General features: G+C 29.8%; 19 protein-coding genes. 16 read left to right on the top strand and 3 right to left on the bottom strand.

The window, feature by feature from the left end; all coding sequences use genetic code 11:
* Positions 1-332: 332 nt before the first annotated feature.
* Entirely contained in the window at positions 333-1,271 is a 939-nt protein-coding gene (locus Q0731_RS02565; RefSeq protein WP_299059400.1) for a bifunctional riboflavin kinase/FAD synthetase, read from the bottom strand.
* Positions 1,272-1,469: 198 nt separating this feature from the next.
* Between Q0731_RS02565 and Q0731_RS02560 the strand changes: the two genes are divergently transcribed.
* Together Q0731_RS02560 and Q0731_RS02555 are read left to right on the top strand one after the other, a co-directional pair.
* Positions 1,470-4,139 carry a TonB-dependent receptor gene (locus Q0731_RS02560; RefSeq protein WP_299059398.1) on the top strand — a complete coding sequence of 890 codons (2,670 nt, stop codon included), beginning with the start codon at positions 1,470-1,472 and terminating at the stop codon, positions 4,137-4,139.
* A gap of 20 nt (positions 4,140-4,159) precedes the next feature.
* On the top strand, positions 4,160-5,887 hold the full coding sequence (locus tag Q0731_RS02555) for a G-D-S-L family lipolytic protein (protein WP_299059395.1): 1,728 nt from the start codon (positions 4,160-4,162) through the stop codon (positions 5,885-5,887).
* 125 nt (positions 5,888-6,012) lie between these two features.
* Here the strand turns inward: Q0731_RS02555 and Q0731_RS02550 are convergent, their stop codons facing one another.
* Complete coding sequence (locus Q0731_RS02550) at positions 6,013-7,227, bottom strand: cysteine desulfurase (RefSeq protein ID WP_299059393.1); 1,215 nt, start codon at positions 7,225-7,227, stop codon at positions 6,013-6,015.
* A gap of 100 nt (positions 7,228-7,327) precedes the next feature.
* On the opposite strand from Q0731_RS02550, the gene Q0731_RS02545 reads away from it, so the two are divergent.
* The 14 genes from Q0731_RS02545 (at position 7,328) to tsaB (ending at position 20,405) form a co-directional block, all read left to right on the top strand.
* Positions 7,328-8,647 carry a serine hydrolase gene (locus Q0731_RS02545; RefSeq protein ID WP_299059392.1) on the top strand — a complete coding sequence of 440 codons (1,320 nt, stop codon included), beginning with the start codon at positions 7,328-7,330 and terminating at the stop codon, positions 8,645-8,647.
* Between the two features lie 388 nt (positions 8,648-9,035).
* Positions 9,036-9,776, top strand: coding sequence for an energy transducer TonB (locus Q0731_RS02540; RefSeq protein ID WP_299059389.1), 741 nt, complete (start codon positions 9,036-9,038; stop codon positions 9,774-9,776).
* 189 nt (positions 9,777-9,965) lie between these two features.
* On the top strand, positions 9,966-10,538 hold the full coding sequence (locus tag Q0731_RS02535; RefSeq protein WP_299059387.1) for an acyltransferase: 573 nt from the start codon (positions 9,966-9,968) through the stop codon (positions 10,536-10,538).
* Between the two features lies 1 nt (position 10,539).
* On the top strand, positions 10,540-12,624 hold the full coding sequence (locus Q0731_RS02530; RefSeq protein ID WP_299059385.1) for a gliding motility protein RemB: 2,085 nt from the start codon (positions 10,540-10,542) through the stop codon (positions 12,622-12,624).
* Between the two features lie 202 nt (positions 12,625-12,826).
* Positions 12,827-13,729 (top strand): heme o synthase, encoded by a 903-nt coding sequence (gene cyoE, locus Q0731_RS02525; protein WP_299059382.1) that lies wholly within the window; start codon positions 12,827-12,829, stop codon positions 13,727-13,729.
* Between the two features lie 75 nt (positions 13,730-13,804).
* A complete protein-coding gene (locus Q0731_RS02520) occupies positions 13,805-14,392 on the top strand; it encodes a cytochrome c oxidase subunit 3 (protein ID WP_299059380.1) in 588 nt (195 codons plus the stop codon).
* Between the two features lie 56 nt (positions 14,393-14,448).
* Entirely contained in the window at positions 14,449-15,483 is a 1,035-nt protein-coding gene (locus Q0731_RS02515; protein ID WP_299059378.1) for a cytochrome c oxidase subunit 3, read from the top strand.
* Positions 15,484-15,571: 88 nt separating this feature from the next.
* Entirely contained in the window at positions 15,572-15,913 is a 342-nt protein-coding gene (locus Q0731_RS02510) for a cytochrome C oxidase subunit IV family protein (protein WP_299059376.1), read from the top strand.
* A gap of 75 nt (positions 15,914-15,988) precedes the next feature.
* The gene (locus tag Q0731_RS02505) at positions 15,989-16,654 is read left to right on the top strand and encodes a hypothetical protein (RefSeq protein ID WP_299059374.1); all 666 of its coding nucleotides are present in this window, start codon (positions 15,989-15,991) and stop codon (positions 16,652-16,654) included.
* 5 nt (positions 16,655-16,659) lie between these two features.
* Positions 16,660-17,364, top strand: a complete 705-nt coding sequence (locus Q0731_RS02500; protein WP_299059371.1) for an SCO family protein — start codon at positions 16,660-16,662, stop codon at positions 17,362-17,364.
* Between the two features lie 66 nt (positions 17,365-17,430).
* A complete protein-coding gene (locus Q0731_RS02495; protein ID WP_299059367.1) occupies positions 17,431-17,970 on the top strand; it encodes a DUF420 domain-containing protein in 540 nt (179 codons plus the stop codon).
* Positions 17,963-18,184: a hypothetical protein gene (locus tag Q0731_RS02490; RefSeq protein ID WP_299059363.1), complete on the top strand. Its 222-nt coding sequence runs from the start codon at positions 17,963-17,965 to the stop codon at positions 18,182-18,184. Before Q0731_RS02495 ends, Q0731_RS02490 begins: the two co-directional genes overlap by 8 nt.
* 115 nt (positions 18,185-18,299) lie before the next feature.
* Positions 18,300-19,631, top strand: a complete 1,332-nt coding sequence (locus Q0731_RS02485) for a TolC family protein (protein WP_299059360.1) — start codon at positions 18,300-18,302, stop codon at positions 19,629-19,631.
* A gap of 96 nt (positions 19,632-19,727) precedes the next feature.
* Positions 19,728-20,405 carry a tRNA (adenosine(37)-N6)-threonylcarbamoyltransferase complex dimerization subunit type 1 TsaB gene (gene tsaB / locus Q0731_RS02480; RefSeq protein ID WP_299059358.1) on the top strand — a complete coding sequence of 226 codons (678 nt, stop codon included), beginning with the start codon at positions 19,728-19,730 and terminating at the stop codon, positions 20,403-20,405.
* On the opposite strand, the gene Q0731_RS02475 is transcribed toward tsaB, so the two are convergent.
* On the bottom strand, positions 20,402-21,208 hold the full coding sequence (locus Q0731_RS02475; RefSeq protein ID WP_299059355.1) for a mechanosensitive ion channel domain-containing protein: 807 nt from the start codon (positions 21,206-21,208) through the stop codon (positions 20,402-20,404). The genes tsaB and Q0731_RS02475 overlap by 4 nt on opposite strands.
* Between the last annotated feature and the right edge of the window lie 46 nt (positions 21,209-21,254).

Raw genomic sequence — 21,254 nt, 5'->3', positions numbered from 1 at the left:
AAAATAGAGCAACTTTATGTGATTTCTCCCAAAAGGTCGAAAAGACAAAACTGTATAAAATTAAATTATGTGTAAAATTATTAATGTAAATCAAACAAAACCACAGCAATTGTCACTTCGAACAAAGTAAGAAGTCGCATAAAGAAGAGAATACAAAATAGAGCAACTTTATGTGATTTCTCCCAAAAGGTCGAAAAGACAAAACTGTATAAAATTAAATTATGTGTAAAAGTATTAATGTAAATCAAACAAAACCATAGCAATTGTCACTTCGAACAAAGTAAGAAGTCGCATAAACAAGAGAACACAAAAACGTTTTCGCTTTTGAGGAATTAAAAAGGACTATTTTTTTCTATATAAACTCTAGCAGTTTTTTCATCACTTTTCAATTGAAGCACTAAAGTATCAACAGAAGCAAATTTTACTTCATCACGCAAAAAATAAAGTAGTTCTATGGTTAAATTTTGATTGTACAAATCTTGGTTAAAATCAAAAAAATGGACTTCTATCGTTTGATTATGTCCATTAACAGTAGGTCTATTTCCAATATTCATCATACCAAAAACCACTTTTTTGTCAATTGTAGCTTTTACAACATAAACGCCCGTTTTAGGAATTAGTTTATACGCTTCTTTAACATCAATATTTGCTGTAGGAAACCCAATTTTACCTCCCAATTGTTTGCCATTTACAACAATGCCAGAAAGCATAAAATGATACCCTAAATAATTGTTGGCCGTTTTTAAATTTCCAGAAGCTAGCGCACGTCTAATTTTTGTAGAACTTACAGAAACATCATCAATATCTTGCGCCGGAATTTCTTCAACCACAAAATCATATAAATGGCTGTATTCTGTTAATTGTGTGATATTTCCTTCTCTATTCTTCCCAAAATGATGATCGTAACCAATAATTAATTTAGAAATATTGAGTTTATTTACCAAAATATCTCGCACAAATTCAAGGGCAGTTGTTCTAGAAAAATCTTTACTAAAAGGGTGGATAATTAAATAATCTAAACCTGTTTTTGCTAACAAATGCTTACGTTCTTCAATAGTATTTATCAACTCTATTTTAGCGTCTTTTTGCAATACCATTCTTGGATGAGGAAAAAAAGTAAGTAAAACCGATTTTCTATGCGATTTTTTAGCTTCTAACACCAACTTTTCAATAATTTTTTGATGCCCAAAATGAACACCATCAAAAGTACCAATGGTAACAAATGTCTTTTCTGAAGAAGAAAAATTAGAAATATTAAGAATTGTATTCAAGTAAAATTAAAATTAAAAAAGTAATTACAAATGTACAATAACTACTCTTTTTATTGATGAGAAAACAATGTTGTTTTTTAATTTAAATATGATAATTTTTAGGTGTCAATATTGCTAAAAACATAAAATAGTTAATGTTTTATTAAATTATTCAAAAAAAATTGTATTTTGCATATACTTAACAAATTAATTCAAATTATGATAAAAAAAATTTTATTAACTGCATGTATCGCTATTAGCAGCTTTGCTATGGTTGCACAAACCACTATAACAGGTACTGTTAATGATGCAAAATCAGGAGAATTGATTCCTGGAGCCAACATTAAAATTGAAAACAAAGCTGTAGGAACTACAACAGATTTCGATGGAAATTTTGTCTTAAAAGTTTCAGACACACCTCCTTTTACAATAGAAATATCTGTATTAGGATATGAAACAAAAAAAGTTAAAATCACAAAAAACAACCAAAAAGTTGTTGCTAGTTTAGAAGAAAATGCCACTTTTTTAGATGAAATTGTAGTTTCTGCTTCTAGAACACCAGAGCGTGTTATGGAGTCTCCTGTAACTATTGAAAGAATGGACGCAAGAGAAATCAAAAACACCACTTCTCCTTCTTTTTATGAAGGTTTAGAAAACTTAAAAGGGGTAGATGTAAATACAAGTAGTTTAACCTTTAAATCTGTAAATACACGTGGTTTTGCAACATTTGCAAATACACGTTTTATGCAACTAGTAGATGGCATGGATAATTCTTCACCAGCATTAAACTTTGCGATTGGTAACTTATTAGGTATGTCTGATTTAGATGTAAATACTGTTGAATTGTTGCCAGGAGCTTCTTCTGCATTATATGGTGCAAATGCGTTTAACGGAATTATGTTTATGACAAGTAAAAATCCTTTTGATCATCAAGGAGTAAGCTTCTCAAATAAAACAGGTATTACAAGTCAAGAAGCTGGAGGAGATAATCCTGTTACCCAATTTGATGTTAGAGTAGCACATGCTTTTTCAGACAAATTTGCAGCAAAAGCAACCTTTTCTTATTTAGATGGTACAGAATGGCATGCTACAGATTATAGAAACACTACAGAGTCTATAAGAGGAGCAATATATGCTCCTGGCAATAGAGCTTCAGATAAAAATTATAACGGTGTAAATGTTTATGGAGACGTAGCTTCTACAGATGCAATTGGTGCAATTGGTACTGTTAGTAGAACAGGGTATGATGAAGTAGATTTATTAGATTATAGTGCAAAAAGCACAAAATTAAATGGAGCTTTACATTACAGACCTTGGGGAGATGATCGTTTAGAAGTAATTTGGAACTCTAAATTTGGTAGCGGTAATACTATTTACCAAGGAGCACAAAGATACGCTATTAATGACTTTACGTTACAACAGCATAAGTTAGAGTTGAAAGGTAAAAACTTTATGGTTAGAGGATACACCACTAGTGAAAATGCAGGGGATTCTTACAATTCTTTATTCGCAGCTTTAAATATTAATAATATATGGAGTAGTAATCAAAACTGGTTTAGAGAGTATGCAGGTGCATATTTAACATCTACAGCTGCCACAGAAGCAGAAAAACATACTGCAGCTAGAGCTTTTGCAGATAGAAATCGTTTACTACCAGGTTCTGATGGCTTTAAAGCTGCTTTTAATCAAGTTACTAACGACTCAAACCTTTTAACCGGAGCAAAGTTTGAGGATGAAACAAAGCTATATCATGGTGATTTAAATTATAATTTTAAAGAAATGATTAATTTTGCTGAAATTCAAGTAGGAGCCTCTTACAGAAGATATTCTTTAAATTCTTTTGGAAATATTTTTACAGATGCTGATGGCCCTATTGATTATGATGAATATGGTGTTTATACTCAATTACAAAAGAAATTTTTAGAAGAGGATCGCTTAAAATTAACAACTTCTGTGCGTTATGACAAGGCACAAAATTTTGAAGGGAATTTCTCCCCAAGAGTCTCTTTAGCATTTGCTGCAGGAGAAAACAAAAATGATAATTTTAGAGTGTCATTCCAAACAGGTTTTAGAAACCCTACTACTCAAGATCAATACATAGGTTTAGATGCAGGTGCTGCAATATTGGTAGGTTCTGCACCAGATAATTTAGATAAAAGAATTGCATATTTAGATGACAGTGGTACTGAACATTCATTATTAATAAGAGACGCTTATGAAAATGCTTTCTCAATTGCAAGTGGAGGAACAGCATCAATAGATATTGATATTGTAAAACCAGAAAAAGTAACAGCTTATGAAGTTGGTTATCGTGGTTTAATTCCAACAGGAAACTCTAGAATTACTGTAGATTTTAGTGCTTATTATAACCAATATGAAGATTTTATTGCTAATAAAAATGTGTTAGCTCGTGGTAGCAACAATCAATTAAAAGTAGTACAGGTATACACCAATACAGATTCTGATATTAGTTCTTATGGAGCTTCTTTAGGATTGAATACTAAAATCTTTAATGATTTTGATTTAGGTATTAATTATACTTATGCAAAGTTTGATTTTGATCAGACTTCAGACCCAGAATTTGAAGCAGGTTTTAATACCCCAGAAAATAAATTTAAATTACAATTTGGTAAAGCAAATTTATTCAAAAACTTTGGTTTTAATCTAAATGCAAGATGGCAAGATGAATTCTATTGGGAATCATCTTTTGTAGATGGTATTGTAGAAGAAAGAACTGTTTTTGATGCTCAAGTTAACTATTCTGTTCCAGCAATTAAATCGGTATTTAAATTAGGTGGTGCAAATTTATCAGGAAAAGAATTTAGAAGTGCACCTGGAGTAGGAGCAATTGGGTCTCAATATTACCTTGCTTGGACAATTAATAACTAATAATACATACACAATACTTTATGAAAAATTATAAAAATATAGGATTGTTTCTTTTATCATTAGGCTTTGTGTCTTGTGATGTAAACAATGACTTAGATACAATTACAAACCCAGCTGAAACACAAGTAGCTTTAAATACAAGTGGATTAGATTTTTCTAACTATGTAGCAATTGGAGCTTCCTTTACATCTGGTTTTACAGATGGTGCTTTATTTAAAGCTGCCCAAGAAAACTCTTTCCCAAGTATTTTAGCAAGTAAATTTGGGGTAGCAAATACTTTTAAACAACCTTTAATGAATGATAATATTGGAGGGATGGCTTTTGGAGGAAGTACAGTGATACAAGCACCAAGACTTTTTTTTAATGGAGCTGGACCTGTACGTTTATCTGCAACACCAACTACAGAAGGCACAACAGTGCTTACTGGTGGTTTTAATAATTACGGAATTCCGGGAGCAAAAAGTTTTCATTTAGTTGCACCTGGTTTTGGAAATTTAGCAGGAGTTCCTTGCCAATTGGCAAACCCATATTATGCTAGAATGGCTACAAGTGCAACAGCTACCGTTTTAGGAGACGCAGTAGCTCAAGCACCAACTTTCTTTACATTGTCTGAAATAGGAGGAAATGATGTTTTAAGTTTTGCAACTTCAGGAGGTTATAATTCTGCGGTTGAAGCAACACCTTTTTGTGCTGCAGTTCCTGCTGCTAATGCTATCTATCAATCAGATAACACAGTTAGTCCTTCAGATTATAGAGGTAACGACATTACAAATGTTGATGTATTTGCATCTGTATTTTCTAACATGGTTAATGCTTTAACAGCAAATGGAACAAATAATGTGAAAGGTGTGGTAGCAAATGTACCATATATTACAGATTTAGCTCATTTTACATCGGTGCCATATAATCCTTTAGATCCAAATGATGCAGTTACAGGACCAGCATTTAAAGCTCAAATTCCTCTATTAAACTCTGTATTTGCAGCAGTAAATCAAATATATGCTGGTGCAGGACAACCAGAACGTTCTATCGTTTTTTCTACAACTGTAACAAATCCTGTGGTTATATATGATGAAGATGCAACAGATTTAACAACACCAATTACAAATACTTTAGCTACAAGTGCTACTTTTGCTACTTTTGTCCAACAAACTTTAGGTTTACCAGCAGCAGCAGCACCTTTAGTTGCTGGCTTGTTAGGGCAACAATATGGTAAAGCAAGAGCTGCAACTGCTAACGATTTATTTGTTTTACCTAGTAGTAGCGTTATAGGGACCGTTAATACAACTCATGTAGGAAATTTAATAACGTTAAGTGGAGGTCTTTTGCCACAAACTTTAGCAGGGCAATTTTCTGCAGAAGGAATTACACTTCCATTAGCAGATAAATGGGTTTTAACGCCACAAGAACAAGCTTTAATAAAAACAGCTACAGATGCTTACAATACAACTATAACAGCAGTTGCTAGTGCAAATCCAAATGTTGCCTTAGTAGATTTAAATAGCATATTAACTGAAGCGTCTACAACAGGTCTAATGTTTGATGATGGTTTAATGACAACCAACTTAGTTACTGGTGGTTTAATTAGTTTAGATGGTATACATTTAACGAGTAGAGGTTATGCACTAATGGCTAATAAAATTTTAGGTGCCATAGATGCAGAATTTGGTTCTAATTTTACGACAGCTACCAATGGTTTAGCAAAAGCAGTTGATTACCCTACAAATTATTCTCCAGCACTTAGATAATAATTTATAGAATTTAATAACAAAAAAAGGTTGCATAGATATGCAACCTTTTTTTGTTTTATATAATTTTATCAGGAAAGAAATCATAAATATTCTTCTCAATGATAAAATAACTTTAATCCATTTTAAGACAACATCATTACAGCTCTTTTTAAACCAGCTACCAAAACATCAATTTCGTCTTTTGTATTGTAAAAAGAAAAAGATGCTCTTATAGTTCCAGGTATTTGAAAGAAATCCATAATGGGTTGTGCACAATGATGACCTGTTCTTACAGCAATGCCTAATTTATCTAAAATTGAACCAATATCATAAGGATGAATTTCATTGACATTAAAAGATATGACCGCTGTTTTTTCTTTAGATGTTCCATAGATTTTTAAACCTTCTATCTTTAAAAGCTCTTGTGTACCATATTCTAAAAGTTCGTGTTCATAAGATGCTATGTTGTCAAAACCTACAGAGTTTAGATAATCAATAGCAACACCAAAAGCGATTCCTCCACAAATATTTGGAGTTCCTGCTTCAAATTTATGGGGCAAGCCTGCATAGGTTGTTTTCTCAAACGAAACAGTGGCTATCATTTCTCCTCCTCCTTGGTAAGGAGGTAGTTTTTCTAACCATTCTTGTTTTCCATATAATAATCCAACGCCAGTTGGCCCACATAATTTATGAGCTGATGCTACATAAAAATCTACATCTAAAGCCTGAACATCTGGTTTTATATGAGGGGTTGCTTGTGCTCCATCTATTAAAACAGCTGCATTTACTTTATGTGCAACTTCTATAATTTCTTCAATAGGATTTATAGTTCCTAAAGCATTAGAAACATGATTGCAAAAAACCAATTTTGTTTTTTTATTTACCAATTTATGGTAAGTATCCATATCTAAAGAGCCATCCAATTTCATTGGAATTACCTTTAAAATAGCTCCTGTTTTTTCGCACAACATTTGCCAAGGCACAATATTAGAATGATGTTCTAAAGCAGAGACGATAATTTCATCGTCTTTATTTAAAAGCGAAGCAAAACCTGCAGCAACCATATTAATACTATCTGTTGTACCAGAGGTTAAAATAATCTCATAAGCTTCTTTGGCATTAAAATGATGCTGAATTTTAATACGTGCTTCTTCGTACTTATCAGTTGCTTCCTGACTTAAAGTATGCACACCTCTATGAATATTTGCATTGTAATTGCTGTAATAATCTACAATAGCATCAATAACAATTTGTGGCGTTTGTGAAGTGGCAGCATTATCAAAATAAACCAAAGGTTTGCCATGAACTGTTCTTTTTAGAACTGGGAAATCTGCTCGAATTTTATCAACATTCATCATATAAAATCAATTTAAAGTGCAAAGATAAACGTTGCTTTTTTAAAGAGGTAATAAACTCAATATGAATTTCTTATTTTTACGTTACAAAAATCTATTTCTGATGAAAATTATCAAACGAATTCTCTTTTTACTATTAGTTGTTATTATAATTGCAGTTGTTTTTAATTATCCAAAATTAAATCTTTTGGCTGGGTATTCTGCAAAAAATACTGCTTCTTCTGTTTTTATAGCTGATAGAACTTTGGCATTTACAGATAGTACAGACAATAATTTTCCTCCAGTTAATTTAGCTTCCAATAAAATTGATACAAAACAACAAACCGCAACTTCATCTGTTTTAGGATTATTAACCAGAAAAGCAATTATTAGAAAAGGATTAGGAGCTGTTTTAACCTTAGAAAAGGAAGATGAAACTGCTACTTATTTAACTCCTAAAAGAGTTCAATTAGATAATTCTGCTGCTTATCCTTATGGAAATTTACCACAAAAAGACACTGTTTTTGCGAATGTAAATTATCAAAAATTAAAGAAGTCGGTAGATTTTTTGTTTGATTCAATAAACCAAACAAGAGCAGTTGTTGTTATTTATAAAGATCAAATTATATCAGAAAAATATGCAGCTGGTTTTAGTAAAAAATCTAAAATTTTAGGTTGGTCTATGACCAAAAGTATTTTAAGTACTGTTTTTGGAGTTTTACAACATCAACATAAAATAAATGTACAAGATTTAGCGCCAATTGCCTCTTGGCAGAATGATGAACGTAAGCAAATTACTATCAATAATTTACTACAAATGAATTCTGGTTTAGAATGGGATGAAAATTATGATGAAATTTCTGACGTTACCAAAATGCTCTTTTTAGAAAGAGATATGACTAAAATGCAAGAAAACAAACCTTTGGTTGGCAAACCCAATGAAATGTTTAACTATTCATCTGGAACAACCAATTTATTATCTGGTATTTTAAGAAATCACTTTAAAACGCATCAAGAATATTTAGATTTTTGGTATAGTGATTTGATTGACAGAATAGGAATGAACTCAATGATTTTAGAAGCCGATTTAAGTGGTAATTACGTAGGTTCTTCTTATTCTTGGGCAACTGCTAGAGATTGGGGTAAATTTGGACTTTTATACTTGCACAATGGAAATTGGAATGGAGATCAATTATTTACCAAAGATTGGGTAAATTATATTACTACTCCATCAAAAGGTTCTAACGGAACTTATGGAGCACAGTTTTGGCTGAATACAAAAAAAGAATTGAAAGATGTACCTAAAAACATGTATTTTGCCGATGGTTTTCAAGGACAAAGAATCTATGTTTTACCAGATCAAGAAATGGTAATTGTACGTTTTGGATTAAAAAACTTTGATGAAAATGAGTTTTTAAAACGAGTTTTAGAAAGTATTGAGTAATTTTTTGATGATTTTACTGGTACTAATTTATGGCTTTAGGAAACAGGAAACAAGACAATAACAATTTAGGGAAAACACACACTTTTTAAAAAATGATAAACTCTAAAATTTTGCCACGAATTCACGAATTATTTTATGATTTGGTCTAAAATTATTTCGCAAATTTAGAAAACCAAAGGTTTTTATTTGCGAAATTAAAGATGAAAATAAGTATTCAACATCATTGAGGATTAAAAATTCGTGGAAATTTAAAAGTATGAGTTTGCCCTGAATACAAATTGACAAAAAGGTTTTTAAAACAAGAAACTTTACAACTAAGATTAATTAGATATTTTTATGGCATGTTCTTTGGTTTAACAAAGTCTTAACATATAAAAACAGCCTAATTATGAAAAATTTAAAAAAATTACCTAACAAACAATTAGAAAAATTCTCAAATATTTTTATGCAGTTAGGGTTAGTTTTAGTCCTTTTTGTTGTTTATGTAACGCTAGAACACGAAACCGAACAGAAAACTGTTATCAGTTGTAATTTCAATGATGAATCTAAAATAGTTTATATAGAACCCACTACAGAAATTCTTTTTACTAAAGAAGTTAAAATTATTCCAAAAGCATCAATTGTAAAAGACCAAATATTTATTGTTGATGAGGTTGTAAAAGGAAATAATGATATCATAGAAAAGGTTGTTGATGTTGATCCTTCAGAAATTCCTGTTATTATTGATATAAATGATGTGGTTGAAATAAAAGTACCTGATAAGATAGTTGAAGATGTTGATTTTATTAGCATAGAAAACGCACCAATTTTTAAAGGATGTGAAGGTTTATCAAAAAAACAAAATAAAATTTGTTTTGATAAAAAGATGAAACAATTTGTACAACGTAATTTTGATGTTAATTTAGCAAATGAATTAGGGTTGCATTCAGGCATTCATAGAATTTATTCGCAATTTTTAATTGATGATAAAGGCAATGTTGTAGATATTAAAATTAAATCACCTCACAAAAAATTAGACAAAGAAACACAAACACTTATTAAAAAGCTACCTAAATTTACTCCAGGAATACAAGGAAATAAACCCGTAAAAGTAAGATATGCATTACCAATATCTTTTAGAGTAGAATAGTATTGACATCCAACCTTTATGGTTGGATATTTTATTTACAGCTGTTTTTATCGTTTAAATAAAAGATAAACTTTTTTTTGAATTGATAATATGTTTATAACTGCATAATTGAACTTACTGCATTAACAAAGAAATAATTGTAGTTTTGCATAGACGGTATTAATGTAACTCAAATTCATAAACCTAATTTTGAAAGATTTTTTTGCACATGAAACTGCTGTAATCGACAACAATTGCAGTATTGGAAAAGATACTAAAATTTGGCATTTTAGTCATATTATGTCTAATTGTGTTATTGGGGAGCAGTGTAATATTGGTCAGAATGTGGTAGTTTCTTCCCAAGTAATTTTAGGCAAAAATGTAAAAGTACAAAACAACGTTTCTATTTATACAGGTGTAATTTGTGAAGATGATGTTTTTTTAGGTCCTTCTATGGTTTTTACAAACGTTATAAACCCAAGAAGTGCTATTAAAAGAAAAAATGAATATCAAAAAACATTGGTAAAAAAAGGAGCAAGTATTGGAGCCAATGCAACTATTGTTTGTGGCAATACTATTGGCGAATTTGCGTTTATTGGTGCAGGAGCTGTAGTTACTAAAGAGGTTTTACCTTATGCATTGGTTGTTGGTAATCCATCTAAACAAATTGGTTGGGTAGGTGAATTTGGTCATCGATTAGCCTTTAACGAAAACGGAATTGCAACTTGCAAAGAGAGTCATCAAAAATATCAATTAAAAAATAACAGCGTTATAAAATTATAACATGATTAAAAAACACTTATTTCTAGTTTTATTATTTCCTTCAATATTTTTTGCACAAATAGAAAAATACCCAGTTTTCGATAATTGTAAAGAAGCAGATTCTGCCTCTGAAAAAGACTGTTTTTATAAAACATCAAAAAAACTTTTTTTTGATGAATTTAAAACTCCTACAATTGTAGAAAGTGAAAACTTTAAAGGAACAGCAAATACTGTTTTTGTAGTTACTAAAGAAGGAGAATTTAGGTTAATATATGTAGATACTGCTTTTGAGCAAGTAAAAGAAGAAGTAAAAAGAGCGTTTACTAAATTGCCTAAAATTACACCTGGTTGGTACAATAATCATCCAATAGAAATGAAGTTTGAACTGCCTATTTCATTTCCAATTACAAAAGAAGAACTTGCAAATGATATTGTAAAAGAAGAAGCAAAAAAACCTGTAAAAAAAGTAAAAACAGAAAGTTTAATAGAAGTAGTAGAAAAAAATAAAATAGCAGAGGCTACTTTTTCAGAACATACTAGTCAATTAAATATTCCTTTTGTGCATAGAAATTATGTAGATTATGAATTTGCTTTGCACAAAGCAAAAGGAACACATACAGCTTCTAAACCTTATACTTACAATGCTATTAATGAACATTATAATTTAACAGAAGAAAAAAATAAGCTTTTAAAGCCGAATAAAAATACATGGTTAGGCAAAAAAGTTTGGAATGAACATTTATTAGAAGTAAAAAAAGAAGATTATTGGTTTACAGTAGATGTTTTGTTTGATGTTCAATTAGGAAAAGATAATTCTGATATACCTTATACATATAATAATTCTAGAATTATAAATGTGAATGGAGAAATTGGAGGTAATTTTTCGTTTTCTACTACCTACTATGAAAGTCAAGGTAGGTTTGCAGAATATGTAAATAATTACATTACCAATCCTGCAGCAAACTTTAAACCTAAAAATTCTGAAGGATTAGTTCCTGGAAGAGGAAAAACAAAAGGATTTAAAACAGATGGTCATGATTACCCTGTTGCTGAAGCTTATTTAGGATATACCCCAAACAAGTATATGCAATTTCAATTTGGAAACGGAAAAAACTTTATTGGAGATGGATATAGATCTTTTATTTTGTCTGATGTTTCATCACCAACTACCTATTTAAAAATGAAGGTAGATTTATGGAAATTTCAATACACTAATATTTGGATGTGGAATACAGAACCTTCTATATCCTCTGCATCAGACCCAAATGAACATGCAAGAAAATATATAGCTGCTCATTATTTAAGTATTAATGTAACAGACAAACTAAATTTAGGTCTTTTTGAAACTGCAGTTTCTGCTGGAGAAAATGGTATTGATGCAGGTTTTTTAAATCCTGTTTTATTTTATAGATATTTAGAGTTTAGTAGAGGAGAAGACGCAGGAAATGCAATTATAGGTTTAACAGGTAAATATAAATTAACAAACAACATTTCTTTATACTCTCAATTAGTAATAGATGAATTTTCTGTTAATAATTTTAGTGATATGACAGATTGGAAACACAAATTTGCCTATCAATTAGGTACAAAATATTTTGATGCCTTTAATGTAAAGGATTTATTTTTACAATTAGAATACAATAGAGCTCGTCCTTATACATTTGCACATAAATCGCCTATTTTAAATTATGGTAATTACAGTCAGCCTCTTGCACATTTATGGGGAGCTAACTTCTGGGAAGCAATTGCAGTTGTTAGATATAAAAAAGACAGATGGAGCGGAAGTGCTAAAGTAGTAATGGGTAAAAAAGGTTTTGATTTTAATGATCAAGTAGTAAGTTATGGTGGTGATATTTATCAATCTTACGATAATCGCCTAAGTGATACAGGTATTGAGTTGGGTCAAGGAAATACAGCAAATGTTTTTATTGCTAATGTACAAGCCAATTATTTGGTTAACCCATCTACCAATACAAACTTATTTGCTAGTTTATCACTCAGAGACTTTTCATCTGAGACAAATTTAACAAATAATCCTTCAGGCACAAACACCTGGTTTTCAGTAGGTATAAGAGCAGATTTGTTTAATTGGTATTTTGATTTTTAAATTTTAATACTTTTTTAAGAGATATTATAAATATTCTTTATACATTTGAAGTGTGATTTGGTTTACCAGTCACACTTTTTCTTTTTCATAGCAATTTTCCCACTCAATTTATTGAGTGGGTTTTTTTATTTTACTACAAAAGCCATCTAAAAAATATGGTAAAGTCATAATTATCAAATATCTTTGCATATTATTTTTTACAATGGCAGCAACATTAACTACAGAGAAAGCAACATCTATGAAAACTATGTTTACAGACTTTAAACAACTTACAAAAGTTGGTTTGTCTTTAAGTGTGGTATTTACTTCTGTTACTGGTTACTTATTGGCTGTAGACACTGTAAACTATTTTACCTTGGTTTTGTTAGGAATTGGAGGTTTTTTTATGGTTGGTGCCTCTAATGCCTATAATCAAATTATAGAAAAAGATACAGATGCTATAATGAAACGTACTCAAAACAGACCTTTGCCAACAGGGAGAATGTCTGTAAATACAGCTCTTTTTATAGCTATTTTATTTACAGTTTTAGGGCTTGCTATTTTATATAGCATTAACCCAAAAACAGCTTTGTTTGGCGCAATTTCTATTTTTCTATATACTAGTGTTTACACACCATTAAAACCAGTTACTCCTTTAGCCGTTTTTGTAGGTGCAATTCCTGGTGCAATTCCTTTTATGTTGGGTTGGGTTGCAGCAACCAATCAATTTGGTATCGAAGCAGGTTTTTTATTTATGATTCAGTTTTTTTGGCAATTCCCTCACTTTTGGGCAATTGGTTGGTTACAAGATGAAGAGTATAAAAAAGTAGGTTTTAATATGTTACCAATGAATACAAAAGACAAAGGGGCAGTAAAACAAATTATTTTTTATACCATCATAATGATTTTAGTATCTATTGCACCTGTTTTAAAAGTATCTGGTGCATTTTATATACATCCAATAACTGCTGTAATTGTGGCTTTATTAGGGATATATATGTTGTATTTTGGAATTAAATTACATAAAAGTGAAGAAAATACAGATGCTAGAAAATTAATGTTGTCAAGTATTTTATTTATCACTTTAGTGCCAATAATATATGTAGTAGATAAGTTTTTACACTAATTATTCAGTGGTTTAAAAACAAAAAAGAAAGAGTAGCAAATAGCTAAATATAAACAGCTAAAAGCAAATTTAAAGATGACACAAGCAGAATTAGTAGAAGCAGAATTAAAAATAGGGAAGAAAAAATCTGGAAAACCAATGTTATGGATTTCTATGATTAGTATGGTAATGTTTTTTGCAGGTTTAACAAGTGCCTATGTTATAAGCATGGAAAGAGACGATTGGGTGTCTTTTGATTTGCCAATGGCATTTTACGTTAGCACTTTTTTTATTGTTGCAAGTAGCATCACGCTTTTCTTATCTCAAAGATTTTTAAAAAATGATAAAATACAGCTCTCTTTTATATTTTTAGTGATTACTTTTTTACTAGGAGTAGGTTTTGTTTATCAGCAATACGTTGGCTTTAATCAACTAAAAAGTGTTGGACTATTTTTTACAGGCCCAGAAAGTACAGTATCTACATCTTTTATTATAGGAATCACTTTTATGCACGTTTTGCACCTGTTAGCAGGTCTTATAGTGCTTTTAGTTGTTATTTATAATCATTTTAAATACAAATACAAATCAGACAATATGCTTGGGTTTGAACTTGGTGCAATCTTTTGGCATTTTGTAGATATACTGTGGATTTATCTATTTTTCTTTTTCTATTTTATTAGGTGATGAAAAATAGTTATTTTTGCAAAACTAATTAAGAACAAATTAACAGAAAATACAATATGGAAGCAAATATTGCTATACCTTCTAACAGAGAGAAAACTTGGAATGGTGGTGCTGTAAAACCACTTGGAGCAAGTTATGGTAAAATGATGATGTGGTTTTTTATCCTCTCTGATGCTTTAACCTTTACAGGCTTTTTAGCAGCTTATGGTTTAACACGTTTTAAATTTATAGATTCTTGGCCAATTGCAGATGAGGTGTTTACCCACTTTCCTGGTTTACATGGTGTACATGCACCAATGTATTATGTAGCTTTAATGACATTTATATTAATTGTATCTTCTGTAACAATGGTACTTGCTGTTGATGCAGGGCATCAAATGAAACAAAAAAAGGTAGCTTGGTACATGTTTGCTACTATTATTTTCGGAATCATATTTGTTGGTTCTCAAGCTTGGGAATGGAAAAACTTTATCAATGGTTCTTATGGAGCTGTTAAAACTACTGATGGAAAAATTTTACAATTTGCTGAACCTAAGTTAGATGAAGAAGGAAATAAAGTGCTTAACGATAAAGGAGAAGTAGTTTTTGAACAAATTGCATTATCAGATTTTATTGTTGATGAAAGAACAGATGGTAGAGTGCAACATACTAGAAAAAACGGATTATGGTTTGAAGCAGAAGAAACCATTGCAACCTACTCTGTTGCTCAAGTTCAAAACGCTTACAAAGCGAATTCAAATGTTCAAATACGTTCAGAAAGAATAGATCCTACAACTAAGCAAAAAATAATTCTTTCTAGAGAAAAAGGAATGGCACAATTAGCCAAAACAAAATTAGTTGTAGAAGGGGCAAATCTAAAAGTAAATGAATATGGTAATACCATTTTTGGTGATTTCTTTTTCTTTATTACAGGTTTCCACGGTTTTCACGTATTTTCTGGTATTATAATAAACATCATTATTTTCTTTAATGTAATTCTTGGTACGTATGAAAGAAGAGGTCATTATGAAATGGTAGAAAAAGTTGGTTTATACTGGCACTTTGTAGATTTAGTTTGGGTATTTGTATTTACATTCTTCTACTTAGTATAATTAAAAATAATTACCTCTAAATAATTAGTTGAGGTTTGAAATAAAATGGTCTTTCCTGCAAAAAGCAGGAATTTAAAATAAGATTAAAATGGCACACGCACACGAATCAAACACAAAAAGAATTTGGATAGTTTTAGTGATTTTATCACTTTTAACAACTGTTGAGGTTATATTAGGTATTATAAAACCAGATGCTTTACACCTAACAAGGTTTTTAGGAACAAGTCCTTTAAACTGGATATTTATTATATTAACCCTTGTAAAAGCCTATTATATTGCTTGGGCATTTATGCATTTAGAAGGAGAAAAAAAATGGTTAAGACGTTCAATAGTTTGGACCGCAGTTTTTTTAATTTGTTATTTAATGACCTTACTCTTAATAGAAGGAGGTTATTTACATAGCACATTAGCGCCACTTGTAAAATGGTAATTAAAAGATAAAGGTGGTTTTTTAACCACCTTTTTTTTTGCTTATCATTTAATTATGTACTACAATAAAATACAAATGATGAAACTTACAAAAAAAAGAGTTGTATTATTTTTACTATTTATTTTTCCTTTGATCTGTTTTTTAATTTTATCAACAGGAAAAAATAATTTTACAAAATTACCATTGGCAACAAAAAATGTAGTCGACATTTCTACCATAAATCCTTCAAAAACATTTAAAGATCATATTTCTGTAGTGTGTTTTTTAGGGAATGATATGAATACTCACAAAGGTGGTTTTTTAAATTTAAATGAAAAGATTTATAAGAAATTTATCGATTATAAGAAGTTTCAAATAATTGCTATTTATCCGAAAGGAAAAGAGGAAGAAGCAGCTAGTTTAAAAAAACAGATTAGTGCATTTACAAATATGGTAAATTGGAACTTTATTGCAGGTTCTGAAGAACAAATAACTAATTTACACGCTAGTTTTAAATCAAAAGAACAATTGACTAACTTTTATACTTTTAAAACTTTTCTAGTAGATAAAAACGGTAATTTAAGAGCACGTGCAGATGATTTAGATAAGAAAAATAGAGAAACACTTGGATACAACTTAAATTCTGTTTCTGAGCTTAATAAAATTATGAAAGACGATATATTAGTGCTTTTTTATGAATATTATGCAGCTTTTAAAGAGAAAAACAAAAACAAAGCAGATAGAAAAGAAGTAGGAGTTTAATAATTATGAAAAAAAAACATTCTTATATAGGCATTTCATTTATCATTCTTTTATTCGGAATTTATGTAGTAAGAAACATAGATAGAAGAATAAATGAGAACGATATTGTTCAAGGTGATCGATTGAATAAAGTTGATAAAAAATCTGGAAAAGCATCTAGTTTACATACGTTTAATAAGGTACCAGATTTTGAATTTGTGAATCAAAAAGGAAAAATAATTACCAATAAAGACTATTATGGTAAAGTATATGTTGTTGAATTTTTCTTTTCTACCTGTCCTACTATTTGCCCATTAATGAATCAACAAATGGTCAGTATTCAAAATGAATTTAAGGGGAATTCTAATTTCGGAATTGCATCTATTTCTATTACTCCAGAAATTGATACTCCAGAAATTTTAAATGAATATGCTCTTAGAAATAACATTACTAGTACTAATTGGCATTTGTTAACTGGGCAATCAGAAGAAATTGTGTATGCTTTATCTAACCAAGGTTTTAAATTATTTGCAGGGAAAGGAAATGAAGATCATGGAGGTTTTGAACATTCTGGCTTATTTGCTTTGGTTGATAAAAAAGGAAATATTAGATCTAGAAAAGATGAATATGGAAACCCTATTATGTATTACAGAGCTTTAAAAGAGCAAACTTTTCCAAATCAAATAGAAGAATTAAAAGAAGATATTAAAATTTTGTTAAGCAATGAATAAGTCTTAAAATTATCGACTAAATTTGTATTTATTATTTGATTAATTTAATATCATAACTTTATTTGCATGGCTAATTTATCACTAGAAAAAAAATATAAAAAGATTATTACCGCTTTATCAATTGTAATTCCTATTGCTGTTGCAGCCTTGTTTGGTATTAATTTAAAAAAATTAGGTTTTGATGTTGAACCACTTACTTTTTTACCACCAATTTATGCTTCAATTAACGCTCTAACAGCTATTGTATTGGTTGCAGCAGTTGTTGCAATAAAAAAAGGCAATAAAAAATTACATGAGCAATTAACTACTTTTGCAATTGGATGTTCTTTAGCTTTTTTGTTGATGTATATTGCATATCACATGACTTCTAATTCTACAAAATTTGGAGGAGAAGGAATTGTAAAATATGTATATTATTTTATTTTAATAACGCATATTATTTTATCTATTATAATAATACCATTTGTTTTAATTACCTTTATGAGAGCTAAACTGGGTAAGTTTCCAGAACATAAAAAAATAGCCAAAATTACATTTCCTTTATGGTTATATGTTGCTGTTACAGGTGTAGTGGTTTATTTAATGATAGCACCTTATTATGTTTAAAAAACACATTTTAGTATTCTTTTTATGGATGTTTTTAACGTCTAAAGCTTCATTTTCACAATGTGCAATGTGTAAAGCTGTTGTAGAAAATGGTGATACTTCTATGGCAGAAGGTGTTAATAATGGTATAACTTATTTAATGGTTTTTCCTTATCTTTTAATTGGTCTTTTATTTTTTGCAGTCTACAGATATAAAAAGAATTACAAAAATTAACATTTAAATAAGAGGAGGCTCTTATAACATATACTACTTTTAGCTTTCTTATATAAACTATCATTTTTTTTCTACTATTTAAAATTTGTAATTTATAAAACAAAAATCACACGTTTTGAAAACTAAACTACTATTATTTGCAACACTGTTCTCTTTTATAACTAGCTTTTCACAAAAACAATGGACGCTTAAAGAATGTGTGGATCAAGCTTTAGAAAAAAACATTTCAATTCAGCAAAATAAACTAAGTGTAGCACTTGCTAAAAAAGATGTAGATATAGCCAAGGGTAATTTTTTGCCAAACCTTAGTGGTTCTTCTTCTGGACGTTATAGTGAAGGATTATCTCCAAACGAACAAGGTGTTTTAACAAATACGAAGAATTTTAACGCCTCTTTTGGATTGTCTAGTGGAGGTATAATTTTTAACGGTTTTAGAAACACAAATACCTACAAACAAGCACAATTAGGCGTAAAAAGTAGTTTATATGATTTAAAACAAATAGAAAATGATGTTTCTTTAAGAGTTGTAAATACCTATTTAAATGTATTATTTGCTAAAGAAAATTTAGAGGTTGCTAAAGTACAAGCAGAAATTAGTAAAAAACAAATTGAAGCAGCCCAAGCAAGATTTAATGCAGGAGTAATTGCCAAAGGAGATCTATTAAATTTTCAATCTACTGCTGCTAATGATTTACAAACTTTAGTAACTCAAGAAAATACTTTAGATATTGCACTATTAACATTAGCACAATTATTACAAGAAAATGTAGAAAATTTTGATGTTGCACCAATAAACGTGAGCACACCATCTGCAAATTTATTCTACAAAACGTCTTCTTCTGTATACAATAAATCTTTAGAAACAATGCCAGAAATAGCAAGAGCAAAATTAGCTATTGAGAATGCAGATTTTAATATAAAATTGTCAAAAGGGGCTTATTTACCAACGCTCTCATATTCTTTAAATTTGGGAAGTTCATTTTTTTACCAATTTAACAATTTAAGACAAGGTCAAAGAAATATTCCTTTTTTTGAATTATTAAATGACCGTTTTAATTATGGAGCAGGTACCTCACTAAATATTCCTATTTTTAATAGATTTCAAACCAAAAATAGAGTTGCACAATCTCTTATTAACAAAGAAGTTTCTGAAACACGATTAGAAAATGAAAAATTAAACTTAAAACAAACCATAGAACAGGCCTTTTTAGATGTTAAAACGGCTTTAAAAACCTATGAAGCTGCAAAAATTTCTTTAGAAGCACAAAAAGAAGCATTTAAAAATGCAGAAGAAAGTTATAATTATGGTACAATGACTTTGTTTGATTTTGATTTAGTAAGAACTCGTTTAATAAGTGCACAAGGTGCAATGATACGTTCTAAATACGATTATGTATTTAAAACCAAAGTACTACAATTCTATTCTGGCGATTTGGTGTTAGATTAAGCCTTTTATTACTTTATAATAAATGTTTTCATTAAAAGAAAATTTGGCGGAAGCCTTTTTTTATTGAATCCTTATCTTTGCAGAAAAATACACAAATTGGCATTTATCTTAAACATAGAAACCGCAACAAAAAATTGTTCTGTAAGCATTGCAAAAGAGGGAAAAATTATTGCATTAAAAGAGCTGAATAATGGCAATTATTCTCATGCAGAAGTTTTACACCCTTTTATAGTAGATGTTTTAAAAACTGCAAACATTAATTCTGATAAAATAGACGCTGTAGCAGTAAGTAAAGGTCCAGGTTCTTATACAGGACTAAGAATTGGAGTTTCTGCTGCAAAAGGGCTTTGTTTTGCTTTTAACAAGCCTTTAATTGCTGTTGATACCTTAAAATCTTTATCAACATCTATTTCTATTGATAAAGGAACTATTGTAGCAATGTTAGATGCCAGAAGAATGGAAGTATATGCTGCTGTTTTTGATAAGAATCATCAACAAATAGAAGAAACAAAAGCAAAGATAATTGATGAAAGTTCTTTTGCTGAATATTTAGAAGCAGGAACTGTATATTTTTTAGGCGATGGAGCTCAAAAATGTAAAGAAGTTATTACCCATAAAAATGCTGTTTTTGTGGATGATAAATTCCCTTCAGCTAAAGAAATGGCAAATTTATCTTTTAATAAATACAAAAAAAACGACATTGAAAATGTCGCTTATTTTGAACCTTTTTATTTAAAAGATTTTGTTGCCATTCCTGAAAAGAAGAAAGTTTAATTTTCTTTATGAATTTCTACAGAATGTGGATAAGGAATTTCAATACCTGCTTTATCTAAAGCTATTTTAACATTTTCTGTAATCCCAAAATATACGTCCCAATAATCATCTGAAGTACTCCAAGGTCTAACAGCAAAGTTTACAGAGCTATCTGCCAATTCAGCTACATTTACTGTTGGTGCAGGAGTTTGTAAAACTTTTGGATGAGAAGTTAAAACGTTCATTAAAACTTCTTTTGTTTTTTTGATATCAGCATCATAAGACACACCAATTGTTAAATCTACTCTACGTGTACCTTCTGTTGTGTAGTTTATTATAGTTCCGTTAGATAAAGATCCATTAGGTATAATGATTTCTCTGTTAGATAAACCTGTTAGTTTTGTTGTAAAAATTTCAATTTCTTTTACAACCCCTAATTCACCTTGAGCTTCAATTAAATCGCCTATTTTAATAGGTTTAAAAATCATAATTAATACTCCACCAGCAAAATTAGCCAAAGAACCTTGCAAAGCCAAACCTACTGCCAAACCTGCTGCTGCCAATATTGCTGCAAAAGAGGTGGTTTCTATACCTAGCTTAGAAATTACAACAATAAATAATACTATTTTTAATGCCCAACCTAATAAATTGCCTAAGAATTTTTGCAAAGTAATGTCTAAGCCACCTTTATTCATTACTTTTTTTGATGTTTTTACAATTGTTTTAATAGCAAACAAACCAATAATTAGTATTGCTAATGCTATTAGAACATTTGGTGCGTTTTCAAGTGTAAAATCTTTAATTGTTTTAATAAAATCTTCCATATTTGTTTTTTTATAATTATGAAATACAAAAGTAATATCTTAATCT

This window comes from uncultured Polaribacter sp. (assembly GCF_947497695.1).
GTDB lineage: Bacteria > Bacteroidota > Bacteroidia > Flavobacteriales > Flavobacteriaceae > Polaribacter.
This window is presented reverse-complemented; position numbering and strand designations above follow the sequence as displayed.

What these genes read in the sequence shown, in the direction of transcription:
- Q0731_RS02545 (WP_299059392.1), top strand. Translation starts at nt 7,328, where the DNA reads ATGAAAATTATCAAACGAATTCTCTTTTTACTATTAGTTGTTATTATA.
- Q0731_RS02560 (WP_299059398.1), top strand. Translation starts at nt 1,470, where the DNA reads ATGATAAAAAAAATTTTATTAACTGCATGTATCGCTATTAGCAGCTTT.
- Q0731_RS02515 (WP_299059378.1), top strand. Translation starts at nt 14,449, where the DNA reads ATGGAAGCAAATATTGCTATACCTTCTAACAGAGAGAAAACTTGGAAT.
- Q0731_RS02555 (WP_299059395.1), top strand. Translation starts at nt 4,160, where the DNA reads ATGAAAAATTATAAAAATATAGGATTGTTTCTTTTATCATTAGGCTTT.
- Q0731_RS02510 (WP_299059376.1), top strand. Translation starts at nt 15,572, where the DNA reads ATGGCACACGCACACGAATCAAACACAAAAAGAATTTGGATAGTTTTA.
- Q0731_RS02475 (WP_299059355.1), bottom strand. Translation starts at nt 21,208, where the DNA reads ATGGAAGATTTTATTAAAACAATTAAAGATTTTACACTTGAAAACGCA.
- Q0731_RS02500 (WP_299059371.1), top strand. Translation starts at nt 16,660, where the DNA reads ATGAAAAAAAAACATTCTTATATAGGCATTTCATTTATCATTCTTTTA.
- Q0731_RS02530 (WP_299059385.1), top strand. Translation starts at nt 10,540, where the DNA reads ATGATTAAAAAACACTTATTTCTAGTTTTATTATTTCCTTCAATATTT.
- Q0731_RS02495 (WP_299059367.1), top strand. Translation starts at nt 17,431, where the DNA reads ATGGCTAATTTATCACTAGAAAAAAAATATAAAAAGATTATTACCGCT.
- Q0731_RS02540 (WP_299059389.1), top strand. Translation starts at nt 9,036, where the DNA reads ATGAAAAATTTAAAAAAATTACCTAACAAACAATTAGAAAAATTCTCA.
- Q0731_RS02520 (WP_299059380.1), top strand. Translation starts at nt 13,805, where the DNA reads ATGACACAAGCAGAATTAGTAGAAGCAGAATTAAAAATAGGGAAGAAA.
- Q0731_RS02490 (WP_299059363.1), top strand. Translation starts at nt 17,963, where the DNA reads ATGTTTAAAAAACACATTTTAGTATTCTTTTTATGGATGTTTTTAACG.
- Q0731_RS02505 (WP_299059374.1), top strand. Translation starts at nt 15,989, where the DNA reads ATGATGAAACTTACAAAAAAAAGAGTTGTATTATTTTTACTATTTATT.
- Q0731_RS02550 (WP_299059393.1), bottom strand. Translation starts at nt 7,227, where the DNA reads ATGATGAATGTTGATAAAATTCGAGCAGATTTCCCAGTTCTAAAAAGA.
- cyoE (WP_299059382.1), top strand. Translation starts at nt 12,827, where the DNA reads ATGGCAGCAACATTAACTACAGAGAAAGCAACATCTATGAAAACTATG.